Source organism: Paenibacillus sp. JJ-100 (assembly GCF_948329825.1).
In the GTDB taxonomy this organism is placed as follows: domain Bacteria; phylum Bacillota; class Bacilli; order Paenibacillales; family Paenibacillaceae; genus Paenibacillus.
Genome location: NZ_CAOJCM010000002.1, coordinates 707,526 through 720,160 on the forward strand (window position 1 = coordinate 707,526; position 12,635 = coordinate 720,160).

The 12,635-nt window shown below is 47.6% G+C and carries 11 protein-coding genes; all 11 read right to left on the minus strand.

The genetic code is table 11. The features are described from left to right. Positions 1 to 3: 3 nt before the first annotated feature. On the minus strand, positions 4 to 1,044 hold the full coding sequence (gene rlmN / locus PQG66_RS09910) for a 23S rRNA (adenine(2503)-C(2))-methyltransferase RlmN (protein ID WP_272037521.1): 1,041 nt from the start codon (positions 1,042 to 1,044) through the stop codon (positions 4 to 6). 254 nt (positions 1,045 to 1,298) lie between these two features. Then, a complete protein-coding gene (gene rsmB / locus PQG66_RS09915) occupies positions 1,299 to 2,852 on the minus strand; it encodes a 16S rRNA (cytosine(967)-C(5))-methyltransferase RsmB (RefSeq protein ID WP_272037522.1) in 1,554 nt (517 codons plus the stop codon). Then, complete coding sequence (fmt, locus tag PQG66_RS09920; RefSeq protein WP_272037523.1) at positions 2,849 to 3,808, minus strand: methionyl-tRNA formyltransferase; 960 nt, start codon at positions 3,806 to 3,808, stop codon at positions 2,849 to 2,851. The genes rsmB and fmt overlap by 4 nt, the downstream gene beginning before the upstream one ends. Before the next feature lie 12 nt (positions 3,809 to 3,820). Beyond that, entirely contained in the window at positions 3,821 to 4,309 is a 489-nt protein-coding gene (gene def, locus PQG66_RS09925) for a peptide deformylase (RefSeq protein ID WP_272037524.1), read from the minus strand. Between the two features lie 127 nt (positions 4,310 to 4,436). Next, on the minus strand, positions 4,437 to 6,986 hold the full coding sequence (gene priA / locus PQG66_RS09930) for a primosomal protein N' (RefSeq protein ID WP_272037525.1): 2,550 nt from the start codon (positions 6,984 to 6,986) through the stop codon (positions 4,437 to 4,439). Between the two features lie 3 nt (positions 6,987 to 6,989). Further along, the gene (gene coaBC, locus PQG66_RS09935; RefSeq protein ID WP_272037526.1) at positions 6,990 to 8,273 is read right to left on the minus strand and encodes a bifunctional phosphopantothenoylcysteine decarboxylase/phosphopantothenate--cysteine ligase CoaBC; all 1,284 of its coding nucleotides are present in this window, start codon (positions 8,271 to 8,273) and stop codon (positions 6,990 to 6,992) included. 136 nt (positions 8,274 to 8,409) lie between these two features. Further along, a complete protein-coding gene (gene rpoZ / locus PQG66_RS09940) occupies positions 8,410 to 8,622 on the minus strand; it encodes a DNA-directed RNA polymerase subunit omega (RefSeq protein WP_272037527.1) in 213 nt (70 codons plus the stop codon). Between the two features lie 160 nt (positions 8,623 to 8,782). Beyond that, positions 8,783 to 9,355: a guanylate kinase gene (gene gmk, locus PQG66_RS09945; protein WP_272037528.1), complete on the minus strand. Its 573-nt coding sequence runs from the start codon at positions 9,353 to 9,355 to the stop codon at positions 8,783 to 8,785. A gap of 13 nt (positions 9,356 to 9,368) precedes the next feature. After that, positions 9,369 to 9,629 carry an extracellular matrix/biofilm regulator RemA gene (gene remA / locus PQG66_RS09950; protein ID WP_006209218.1) on the minus strand — a complete coding sequence of 87 codons (261 nt, stop codon included), beginning with the start codon at positions 9,627 to 9,629 and terminating at the stop codon, positions 9,369 to 9,371. Positions 9,630 to 9,680: 51 nt separating this feature from the next. After that, the gene (locus PQG66_RS09955; protein WP_272037529.1) at positions 9,681 to 10,580 is read right to left on the minus strand and encodes a YicC/YloC family endoribonuclease; all 900 of its coding nucleotides are present in this window, start codon (positions 10,578 to 10,580) and stop codon (positions 9,681 to 9,683) included. A 19-nt stretch (positions 10,581 to 10,599) separates the two neighbouring features. Continuing rightward, positions 10,600 to 12,489, minus strand: coding sequence for a bifunctional homocysteine S-methyltransferase/methylenetetrahydrofolate reductase (locus PQG66_RS09960; protein WP_272037530.1), 1,890 nt, complete (start codon positions 12,487 to 12,489; stop codon positions 10,600 to 10,602). Between the last annotated feature and the right edge of the window lie 146 nt (positions 12,490 to 12,635).

Here is a 12,635-nt window from a genome sequence, read left to right on the forward strand (position 1 = left end):
TTCTCACCTCAACTCCATATGCTTTGCACGAAGCTGTCCGCAAGCGGCAGCAATATCATGTCCCTGCTCACGGCGAATCGTTACATTAACTCCCTGTTCCGAGAGGATTCTTTGGAAATTAAAGATATCGCTTCTTGATGTTCTAACATATTTGCGCTCAGGTACATGGTTAACCGGAATCAGGTTGACATGGCACAACATGTTTTTAAGAACACTTGCAAGTTCAGCTGCATGCTCTGGCTGGTCGTTTACACCGCCGATTAATGCATACTCAAACGTTATTCTTCGTCCCGTCTTGGCGAGATAATAACGAAGAGACTCCATTACATCATCAAATGGGAAACGACGGTTTACAGGCATCAGTTTCGATCGCAGAGCATCATTAGGTGCGTGAATCGAAATCGCGAGGTTAATCTGCGTGTCTTCATCTGCAAACTTGTAAATATTAGGAACAATACCACTCGTAGATACGGTGATATGGCGCTGCCCGATATTCAAACCTTTTTCGTGAATCATAATTCGCAGGAACGTCATCGTAGCTTCATAATTTTCAAAAGGTTCGCCCGAACCCATGATAACGATGCTGCTAACCCGCTCACCACGCTCATCAAGGATTTTTTGAGCCTGTACTACCTGAGCAACGATCTCTCCTGCTGTAAGGTTGCGTTTCAGACCTCCCAATGTGGAGGCACAGAATGTGCAGCCTATGCGGCAGCCAACTTGTGTCGTAACACAAATGCTATTCCCGTAGTTATGTTTCATGATAACCGTTTCAATCGCGTGATCATCATGAAGACCAAAGAGAAATTTCACCGTTCCATCTTTGGATTCAAACTTGGTAATCTCCTTAAGCGTTACGAATTCAAACTGATCTGCTAGCTTCTCACGTAAGGCTTTGGACAAATTCGTCATTTCACTAAAATCATTCACACGTTTCACATAAATCCAGTCAAAGATCTGGCCACCGCGAAACGCAGGTTCCCCGTTATCTACAGCCCATTGCTGAAGCTGCTCCAAGGAAAAGTCGTATATAAAAGGTTTCATTTTGTTGTCAACACCTATTCCTTTATTGTTTCATTTGCTTTTCATCGATTTACTGCATTCGTCCTATTCTATCATAAACACCACTTTACATCCATGTATACCCCAGCGATCCATTCTTCATGCATTATAACACCTGAATGTCATCATCGCATCCGAAGCTTGTTTCTCATCATCAGCAGTAAAGTCATGCCCTATCACAAAGAAATCCGCCGGGGTTTCCCTCGGCGGCCTTCCTTCAGTGCTTTATTAAACAGTTAATCAGTTATTCTTGTCAACCTTGCAATGTAAAAACCATCACTATCGGCGTGTTGTGGCAGAATTTGAATACCACCGTTTACGGTCTTCCAATTTGCAACTTCCGGTTGGGACCATGCGGACGTTTCGATGGCCTGATACTCTGGATGACGACCTAAAAAATCCGCTACCATGTCCTCGTTCTCTGTCGATTCAATGGTACAGGTACTATAGACCAAAATGCCGCCTGGTTTGAGCAATGGCGCTACACGATCCAAAAGCTCTCGTTGCAAACTAGAAATTCCTTCAATGTCATCAACTGATTTCGTCCACTTTACATCCGGTTTGCGGCGGATCACACCTAGACCCGAGCATGGAGCATCCAGCAAAATCCGGTCAAATGAAGACTCTTTATATCGTTTGTTTAAATCAAGCGCATCTCCAGTTACTGCATCAATACAGCTAAGCCCAAGACGCTCAGCTTGATTCAAAATAAGCTCACGTTTATGTGCATGAACATCATTAGCAACAATATGCCCGCGATCTTGCATCTTTTCTGCTATATGAGCTGTTTTTCCACCTGGAGCTGCACAACAGTCCAGTACGTTCTGCCCCTCTTCAGGTGCTACAGCTTCGGCAACCAGCATGGAACTTTCGTCTTGTACAGAGAATAACCCTTCCTGATACCAGGACGTGAGGGCCATATTCCCACCACTTCGAACCAAAATACCATCTGGACTAAGTAATGATGCTTCTACCACCGCACCCGCTCCTGACATTTCAGCCATCAGCTTGTCACGTGTGATCATGGTCGTGTTGACACGAACACTTACTGCCGGAGGTTCGTTGTTCGCGCGACAGATCGCTTCTGTCGTCTCTTCCCCATATTGAGCTATCCACCGTTCTACCATCCATAGTGGATGGGAATGCTCCAAAGAGATTCGTTGAGCGATCGGCAGATCGGAAGGAACATGTAATTGCTCCTTATTTCGAATCATATTCCGCAACACGCCGTTAACCATACCCGAGATACCTTGATGTCCAAGCTTTTTCGCCAGATTTACTGCTTCGCTGACGACGGCATGTTCCGGAATTCGATCCAAGTAGATCAATTGATAGGTACTGATCCGAAGCAAACTGCGCACCCAAGGCTGTAATTTGGCTGTGCCCTTGGCAACAAAACGCTCCAGGAAATAATCCAGTGTGTTCAGTCTTGCAATCGTTCCATATACCAGTTCCGTAGCAAGTCCCACATCCGCAGAACTAAGTTCTGCCTCTTTGAGTCGACGGTTTAGTTCCAGATTGCTATAAGCTCCATCCTGTTCAACCGCACTAAGCACCTTGACAGCCAGTGCCCGGGCTGAAGTTTTCGGTTTCTGCACACGAGCATTAGTTGAACTTCCCTTCGCAGAAGAAGTCGGCGCAGTGCCCTTTCTGGCAGTCCTGCTCTGGCTGCCAGAAGAACCTTTGCCAGACTGACGTCGATTGTGATTGCTTTGGCTCCCGGCGGCAGCCTTGCCGCCAGCTGTCATACGTTCTTTTCCAGCAGAGTGACCTGACTGTGACCCACTCATCGCAGCACCATACCAGGTTTTAATGTTCCACCGCGTGCAAAGTCAGCAGCTTGCATCACTTTTTTGCCCGCAGGCTGTACTTCCTTCAGCCACAAAGAGCCATCCCCTGTCTTTACTTCAATGCCTGATTTATTCAATTGCAACACCGTTCCCGGTTCAGCTTGTCCAGCATTAGCGATGGATGAAGCCTCTGCCTTCACTTGATCGGGATTGGCTGCTGCCCAAACTTTAAATACCTGCTCGTCCCACATCGTAAATGCGCCTGAAAAAGGTACGAGACCACGAATCTGATTGAACAGTTCACGTGAAGTACGATTCCAGTCCATCTTCTCATCTTCGCGAGTCAGATTACGAGCATATGAAGCCTGTGTATCGTCTTGAGGAACAGCTGTCGTTTCGCCTGCAATCAGACGCGGCATTTCAGCCTGAAGTAGCTTGGAACCAGCCTCGCTCAATTTTACAAACATAGTACCCGATGTATCCTCATCCGTTATCGGCACTTCCACACGGGAGATCATGTCCCCAGTGTCCAGTCCTTCTGCCATGTACATCAATGTGACACCTGTTACCGATTCTCCGTTAATAATGGAACGTTGAATGGGTGCTCCTCCGCGATACTTAGGCAAAAGAGATCCATGCACGTTCACACAACCGCGAACGGGCATATCGAGTACCGCTTTGGGAAGAATTTGTCCAAATGCGGCTGTCACAATTAAATCAGGCTTCCATTCCGCCAGACGAGCCACCGCTTCCGGATCACGCAGCTTAACAGGCTGAAACACCGGCAGACCGTAGCGTTCAGCTGCGACCTTCACCGGTGTAGGTGTAAGTACCTTTTTACGTCCTTGTGGTTTATCAGGCTGAGTTACCACGCCTACCACGTTGTACCCTTCCGCCATTAGCATATCTAGTGAAGGAACAGCAAATTCAGGTGTTCCCATAAACACAATGTTCAAATCGATCACTCCTTAATTGCGACGCGGTCCAGTTTGCTCCGGGGCAATTTCGTATACTTTTTCAGCGATATCCGTAAAGAGTACGCCATTCAGATGGTCAATTTCGTGCTGGAACGCACGGGATAGCAGTCCGCTACCTGTAATAATCAGTTCGTTTCCTTCCCGATCCAGTCCTTTAACCGTAACCGTCTCGTATCGACGAACATCACCGTTAATGCCCGGAATACTCAGGCAACCTTCAGGTCCGAACTGTTCCCCTTCACTGGAAATGATCTCTGGGTTAATCATTTTGATCAGCCCTTGCTCATCTCCTGCATCAATAACAATTAAGCGTTTCAAAATGCCCACTTGAGGAGCAGCAAGACCCACGCCTTCTGCATCGTACATCGTGTCTGCCATATCATCTAGCAGTTTTTGTACATTGGGTGTAACTTTGGTTACTTCCTTCGCTCTTTTGTGAAGCACCTCATCTGGTTCTTTAACGATAATACGAATCGACATGTTGTAAGCACCTTCCTAATCCTCATCATAGTTTCACGACAAAATTCTCTATTTCGTTGTTGATATTAATCTATGTTTATACCGCTTGTTCACATCCCCATTTACGCAACAAAGTGCTGTAAAATGTTCACATCAACATCTGCGGATCTACATCAAGGCTAATAAGCAGCTTCTGGGCCTGAACATCGTCGTCCATGTGCCGAGCGGTTGCCAGAGCCAGGCCGATTGCGTCCACATCCCCACGCCATTTTATCATACATTGGAATCGGTATCTATTCTTGATCCTTGGAATAGGAGAAGCTACGGGGCCAAGAACATCAAAAGCATCATTACTGAAACGATCCAAACTACCCAACCATCCGGCAGCATTCGCCTTCTCTTTTAACAATCGGGTATAGTTTTCAGCTAATCGAATCAGTACAGGAAGCTGTTCATGGGAGAACGTCACCAATATGAGGCGGCAGTACGGCGGGTATTGCAGGTTTCTGCGGTGCAGCAATTCCTCCCGTACAAAAGAAACATAGTCATGCTGGCTTGCATGTCCAATGGAGTAATGTTCTGGTGTATAGGACTGCACAAATACCTCGCCAGGCAATTGATGCCGGCCCGCCCGACCTGCCACTTGTGTAAGTAGTTGGAATGTTTTCTCCGCAGCACGAAAATCCGGCAAATTCAGCGCTGAATCTGCGGTGATCACCCCAACCAGCGTCACATCAGGGAAATCCAGACCTTTGGCCACCATCTGTGTCCCAAGCAACACGTCCGCTTTTTTCTCTCGAAACTGTTTCAGCAGTTTTTCATGGGAGCCTTTTTCCGTTGTGGTGTCTACATCCATTCGAATTACCCGAATCCCCGGGAATAGCTTGGCCAGTTCTTCCTCGACCCTCTGCGTCCCTGTACCAAAGTACCTTATATGCTCGCTTCCGCAATCCGGACATACTTCTGGCGCAGCTTCGGCATACCCGCAATAGTGACAGCGTAAATTGTTAGAGCGCTGATGATACGTTAACGAGATGTCGCATTCCGGACACCCCGCCACATATCCGCAGCTTCTGCACATAACAAAGGTTGAATATCCACGGCGATTTAGCAGCAACACCGTCTGTTCTCCTCGCTCCATGCGCTCTTCAATTCCTTTGTGCAGTGCCCTGCTGAACATTGAGCGATTGCCGTCCTTCAGCTCTTCACGCATATCAATGATGCGCACCGTCGGCAGATTGTTGCCGAGCGCCCTTGTAGGCATTTCCAGCAAAAGGGGGGCAAAATCATCATTACTTTGTGAGCGCGCAGCATAATAACTTTCCAGTGAAGGCGTGGCTGAACCTAGAACGACTACAGCCTGGTGCTGCTGTGCTCTTTTAACAGCGACGTCACGCGCATGATATTTAGGTGTTTCTTCTTGTTTATATGAAGTTTCGTGTTCTTCGTCCATTATAATCAAGCCTAGGCGGCTGAATGGAGCAAACACTGCAGAGCGGGCACCAATCGCTACTTTGACCTGACCTTCTCGAATTTTACGCCATTCATCATAACGTTCGCCTCCAGAAAGACGACTGTGCATAACCGCAACTTGATCGCCAAAACGTCCTTTGAAACGCTCTACCATCTGTGGCGTTAGAGCAATCTCAGGTACTAATACAATTGCCTGCCTATCCTGATTGATGCACTGTTGAATGGTCTGAAGATACACCTCTGTTTTACCGCTTCCGGTAACACCATGCAGTAAAAAAGTGCCATGACGTCGTTCCTGTAGACGAGCGTTGATACTGCCATAAACACGCTGTTGCTCCTCTGTCAAAGCCAGTGGCTCTGTCGGTTTAAATCGTCTACCTTGATACGGATCGCGAAAAACTTCTACGTCCTCTGTCACGACTAACCCTTTTTCCTCCAGCCCCTTGATCGTAGCTGCCGAAACCTGCAGAGTCGTCAATACTTCCTTTAGAGGCATTGGTAGCAAATCTTTCATTTCCAGTAAAAAAGCAAGAATCTCTTTCTGTCGCTGTGCCTTTGCCGGGAATGAAGCAAGTGCCTCTTCCGCTGTAGCGATGTCCACAGCCAGATGAACGGATTTCATCGTCTTTTTGCTCAGCTTGTCTTTGATGGCTTGACTTTCCAATAGCACACCACTGAGCAGAAGCTTCTTAATCAAGAATGCGTGGTTCGGGTATTTACGGCTTAATTGCTGCAATGGCACCTGCCCTCGGCTTTTGACAAAACGGATAATATCCTGCTGTACCTTCTCGGTTGTCGACTCCTCACCCCAGACAAACAGAACTTCCTCATGTGAAGCTTCGTTCAGTGCTTGTCCATCCAGTCCATTTCCCAGTGAAATATAGCGCTCGGCCTTACCTTTCAATGCCGTTGGAACCATCACTTGCAGAGACAAAATGCGATTACTCGCGTATCGCTCGCTCATCCATTCTGCCAGTTCCACCAGATCTTTGGATAGTGGAGGCACAAGATCGAGCAGTTCCTGAATAGGCTTCATCTTAAACGATTCTTCCCCCGTTCGAGGGACCAAATCCACAACGAACCCTTGCACCGTTCGATGTCCAAAAGGTACACCTACCCTGCTTCCCACCTCAATCCACTCTTTCATATCGTCGGGTACCAGGTAATCAAAAGGCCGGTCGGTCTGCTTCACAGGCACATCGACAATGACCTTGGCAATCTCCATCTTCTAATTCCTCCCGGCAATGCGCTCCGCCGCAATTCGGAGCAAGCGATGTGCAACATCTTCCTTGGACATCAACTCAAGCTCCTCTACCAACCCATTACGGTCATAGATCATTACCGCGTTGGTATCTGTTCCAAATCCTACTCCCGCACGGGAGACATCATTGGCTACGATCAGATCACAATTTTTCCGTTTCAGTTTCTCACGTGCATACATTTCGAGCGACTGTGTCTCGGCAGCAAAACCGATCAAAAACTGATGCGTCTTTTGTTTGCCCAGCGTCTCCAAAATATCTATATTTTTCACAAGCTCGAGCGACAACGTATCGCCCTTTTTCTTGATTTTCTCTGTGTATACTTCCTTCGGACGATAATCAGCCACAGCCGCAGCCTTGATGACAATGTCCGATTCCTCCCATTCTCGGGATACCGCCTCGTACATTTCCTGTGCAGACTGCACGGGAATGATCTTAACATCTACTGGCGGCTGTGCCTGTGTATTACCCATAATAAGCTTCACATCGGCCCCGAGATCACGCGCAGCAGCGGCGATGGCAAACCCCATTTTTCCGGAAGAATCATTCGTAATATACCGAACCGGATCAATGCGTTCCACCGTACCACCAGCGGTCACGATCACTTTTTTTCCTTTGAGCAATAAAGTCCGACCTTCTCCTTGCACCTGATCATACAAGTGACTCTGCACCCAATCTTGATCCTGCTGTGGAACATGAGCTTTATCCTGTTGAGCGAAGAAACGCTCTACCACTTCCACTATGGTCTCCGGCTCTTCCAGACGCCCCTTGCCCACATATCCGCAAGCCAGTAGTCCTTCGCCCGGTTCAATCATTAAGGTACCCCGCTCATCCAGCAGTCTCATATTATGCTGTACCGCTGGATGATCATACATGTGTACATTCATGGCAGGTGCAATCATCACGGGTGCAGTGGTAGCAAGCAACGTCGTTGTGAGCATATCGTCGGCCATACCATGTGCCATTTTGGCGATTACATTCGCTGTTGCCGGAGCTACCAGCACGAGATCTGCGAGATCTGCGAGATTGATATGAGAAACAACCGCCGGTTCACGTTCATCAAATGTATCTGTATAAACGGCGTTGCGGGTCAACGTCTGCAGCGTTAATTCCGTAATAAACTGGGTTGCTGAAGCAGTCATGATAACATGAACATCCGCTCCCTTTTGCACCAGTTTGCTGCATAATGTTGCTGCCTTATAAGCTGCGATGCCGCCTGTCACGCCAAGCACGATTTTTTTACCGTTCAACATGTTCAGATCCCCCGATAATGTTAAGACGTCTAGTTCAAGAACGTTATAAAGGCTTATTCGTAAAAAAATAACAACCTCGCGGTTGTCAAAATAATTCCGGCTTCCGCCGTATGCAGTTGAAGAGCAGCCCTAAGGCTTACTCTTCTTCTTCGTCCTGTCCTTTGATTACAACCAGATGATCTCCGTAGATCTCTTCCAGTGCAACGCCAACCTGCTTATGAGATTTTGCGTTTCTCAATTCCGACTTCTCGCCTTCACGAAGCTGTCTCGCTCGACGGGAAGCAGCAACAACCAGGGAATACTTGCTGTCAACTTTGTTCATCATTTCATCAATCGAAGGATACAGCATATTAACAAACACCTCTTTGCATTAGTATAATCACAAGTTGCCGCCTGACAGAACCTTTATGTTGCGTGCCCTTCACGTTCTGACACCCTGTAATGAGCATCACCTTAACATGATATGACAACAGCCCCATGAATAACGCTGTACGCGGCGGCAAAGTGGATTATTTATTGATCTTACAATGTTCGGCGATAATGATGCTTTCTATTCGTTTGCAAGCTGAATCGATCTCATCATTAACTACAGCATAATCATAATGCTCCAGCAAATTGATCTCATCTACCGCAACGGACATCCGGTGATCAATCGTCGCTTGACTTTCTGTACCCCGGCCTTGAATGCGATCTTTCAACTCGTCCAAAGAAGGAGGAAGCAGGAAGACAAAAATCCCTTCTGGGAATTTCTCTTTCACTTTAAGTGCACCCTGAACCTCAATCTCAAGAATGATGTCGCGGCCTTCGTTGATCGTTTTCTCCACAAAATCACGCGGAGTACCATAATAATTGCCAACGTACTCTGCATGTTCCAGCAGTTGGTCTTCGGCAATCATCTGCAAAAACTCATCATGCGAGTGAAAGAAATAATTCACTCCATGCTCTTCACCAAGACGTGGCTGACGAGTGGTTGCTGATACCGAATAAGTCAAATTCGGCACACGTTTACGCAACGCACTACATACTGTTCCCTTACCGACCCCTGATGGGCCGGACAACACGATTAGTAATCCCTTAGACATATTACACTCCATTTTATTCGTCGTTATCATCATCTTTCGAGGAAAGACGATGGGCGACCGTTTCAGGCTGAACAGCAGACAGAATAACGTGATCACTATCCGTAATAATTACGGCACGCGTACGTCTTCCATACGTTGCATCGATCAACATGTGACGATCTCTGGCCTCTTGTATAATTCTCTTGATCGGCGCGGATTCAGGACTCACGATAGATATAATCCTGTTCGCCGATACGATGTTACCGAATCCAATGTTAATGAGTTTGATTGCCATAATCAGGTTCTTCCCCCTATACATGCGACTCTTCTGCCGAAATTTGGCCGTTCATTCGATGTTCGCTGCTTGCTCACGAATCTTCTCCAGCTCCGCCTTCATCTCGACAACACGATTCACCAGAGCCAAGTGGTTGGCTTTTGATCCAATCGTATTCACCTCCCGATTCATCTCCTGAATCAGAAAGTCCAACTTTCGGCCTACTGCATCCTCACTCTTCAGCAATTCTCTACATTGTCCAAAGTGACTGAGTAAACGCGTAAGCTCCTCTTCGATGTTGGAACGATCGGCAAAGACTGCGATTTCCATACCCAATTTTTGCTCATCAAAAGGGAAAGAGCCTTCTTCCTGCAACTCCGTGAGACGTTGTCTCAGCTTGTTGCGGTAATCATTTACCACAGTTGGTGCAAGCTCAAGCATCTCGGTATGCAGTGACTCTAGGCGGGAGATCCGCCTCTCCAGATCATTGGCCAGATGAAGCCCCTCACGGGCACGCATCTGTTCCAGGCTGTGCAGAGCTTCATTCAATCCGGCTTGCAGTAGCTGCTCCCATTCGTCTTTCTGGCCTTCCGAATCAGAACTTGTCCCATCCGGCTGAACCATGACATCCGGAAATCCTAGCATATCCACAATACTTGGTTTGCCCTGCATTCCAAATTGAGATTCAAGCTCATCAGCAGCCTGCAGATAGGCCCTGACCGCCTGTTCATTCAGAACAGCGGGGAGAGCCTGATCTTCCTCTTTCTCTTTCATTACATAAACATCAATTCGCCCACGTTTCAAGCGGCTCTGTACGATCTTTCTCAGACCATCCTCAAAACAGGCCCACTCTCTTGGCAGGCGCATCATTACTTCGCAGTAACGATGATTGACTGATTTGATCTCCAGTTGTACCTTATAGCCGCCAAATTGAAAGGCGGATTGACCGTATCCGGTCATACTGAATGACATCGGCATCACATCCGTTTTACTATTGTAATTGATTATTAGGGTTGAAACAAGTAGGACATTGATGCTCTGACTTCTCCCAGACGTACTGAGTCAATTCGGCAGTCATCTTATAGAACATGAATGGAGTCATCAGATAAATGCCCTTGAAGTGCGCTGTGGCGACATCTAGCAGCTCTTTCGCAATCGCTACTCCCATAGCACGCCCCTCTTCACCTTCCAGTCCTGCCATGCGTGAACGCACCTCATCGGAAAGCTGAATACCCGGAACCTCGTTATGCAAGTACTCTGCGTTTCGGCCACTTGCGAGCGGCATAACACCAACAAAAATGGGAATATCTAGGTGTTTTGTCGCTTCACGCATCGCTACGATCAGTTTTGGATCATACACGGGTTGGGTCATAATATAGTCTGCACCAGAGGCAATTTTCTTCTCAAGCCGCTGTACTGCTTTATCGAGATGTTTCACATTCGGGTTAAACGCAGCCCCGATGACGAAGCCAGCTTTTTGCTTCAATGGTTTACCCGAAAAGGCCACACCGTCGTTGAGTTGTTTAATCATACGTATAATTTCAAAGGATGTAAGGTCGTATACTGAGCTTGAACCAGGCAAGTCACCAAACCTTGCAGGATCACCTGTTACAGCTAGCACATGATTAATACCCAGTGCATCAAACCCCATCATGTGGGACTGGGTCCCGATCAGGTTACGGTCACGACAAGCGATATGTACAAGTGCACGAAGACCTGTGCGATCCTGCACCAAATGTCCGAGGGCCATGTTGCTCATGCGTGTTACAGCAAGAGAGTTGTCTGCAAGCGTCAGCGCATCCACTCCTGCTGCTTTCAACGTTTCGGCACCCTTCATAAATTTGGCAATATCCAGATCACGTGGGGGATCAAGTTCTACAATGACGGTATGCCGCTGTTTGACCAGATCAACAATCGTTGGCTGGCCTCCCCGCCCTGCACGCTCATCGACATGTTCATGAAGTACGATACGAGGCTTCGTTTCTGCGGGATCAACCTCTGCAATCGGCAACGGGATATATGATGAGAGCGCTTGTTTAATTGCGGTGATATGATCCGGCGTTGTTCCGCAGCACCCGCCAATGATGCGTGCACCAAGATCGGCGAATTGCACTGCGGTTTGACCAAAATATTCCGGCGTAGCCCCATAACGAAACTGGCCGTCTACATAATCTGCCGCACCCGCATTGGGGTAGACCGACATTGGAACTCCGACGCGTCCCGACACAGTCTCCATCGCACGCATAATTCCGTTTGGACCTGATCGGCAATTGAAACCTATCACGTCAGCACCCTGTTCACGCATAATATGGAAAGCTTCAGGCATCGTGTAACCATCCAGCGTATGGCCAACATCCTCTACTGCAAATTGTCCGATCACAGGCAGGTCACTCAGCTTACGAGCTTGCAGAAGAGCGATATCCATCTCTTCGATATCATAAAAGGTCTCAAGCAGAATGCCGTCCACTCCTTCATCGAGCAAGGCAAAAATCTGCTGTTGATAGAAGCGCTTTAATTCACTCGTGGATACGTTAGTCCGTTTGCCGCCTCGGATTGACCCAATAGCACCGAGTACGTATCCTTCTGTACCCGCAACTTCTTTTGCAATACGGACACCTGCACGGTTGACGTCTTCTACCTTCGATTCCAGTCCGAATTTGGACAACTTATCGAAATTAGCCGAGTACGTGTTAGTCTCGAATATATCTGTCCCCGCATCACGGTATCGGCGATGCACGTCTGCTACAACTTCCGGTGAAATTAAGTTCAACTCCTCATAGGAGATCCCTACCGGAAATCCCATTTGATATAGGAACGTTCCCATGGCCCCATCCCCAACAAGAACCCGCTGTTGCATCACTGTGCGTAAATCTGCCTTCATCCCATTTCCCCCCGCCTGACTGTAATCATTTCATACTAATGTAACACAAAAAACGTTAAATAACGAAGAAAAACACAGGGATTTGAGGTCTGTCCAGCTCCAGTGGACTTTACCGGTTTTATGCGCTGAATTCGTCCTTTACAGCC

What these genes read in the sequence shown, in the direction of transcription:
- coaBC (WP_272037526.1), bottom strand. Translation starts at nt 8,273, where the DNA reads ATGTTGAACGGTAAAAAAATCGTGCTTGGCGTGACAGGCGGCATCGCA.
- rlmN (WP_272037521.1), bottom strand. Translation starts at nt 1,044, where the DNA reads ATGAAACCTTTTATATACGACTTTTCCTTGGAGCAGCTTCAGCAATGG.
- def (WP_272037524.1), bottom strand. Translation starts at nt 4,309, where the DNA reads ATGTCGATTCGTATTATCGTTAAAGAACCAGATGAGGTGCTTCACAAA.
- gmk (WP_272037528.1), bottom strand. Translation starts at nt 9,355, where the DNA reads ATGTCTAAGGGATTACTAATCGTGTTGTCCGGCCCATCAGGGGTCGGT.
- priA (WP_272037525.1), bottom strand. Translation starts at nt 6,986, where the DNA reads ATGGAGATTGCCAAGGTCATTGTCGATGTGCCTGTGAAGCAGACCGAC.
- PQG66_RS09960 (WP_272037530.1), bottom strand. Translation starts at nt 12,489, where the DNA reads ATGAAGGCAGATTTACGCACAGTGATGCAACAGCGGGTTCTTGTTGGG.
- remA (WP_006209218.1), bottom strand. Translation starts at nt 9,629, where the DNA reads ATGGCAATCAAACTCATTAACATTGGATTCGGTAACATCGTATCGGCG.
- PQG66_RS09955 (WP_272037529.1), bottom strand. Translation starts at nt 10,580, where the DNA reads ATGTCATTCAGTATGACCGGATACGGTCAATCCGCCTTTCAATTTGGC.
- rpoZ (WP_272037527.1), bottom strand. Translation starts at nt 8,622, where the DNA reads ATGCTGTATCCTTCGATTGATGAAATGATGAACAAAGTTGACAGCAAG.
- rsmB (WP_272037522.1), bottom strand. Translation starts at nt 2,852, where the DNA reads ATGAGTGGGTCACAGTCAGGTCACTCTGCTGGAAAAGAACGTATGACA.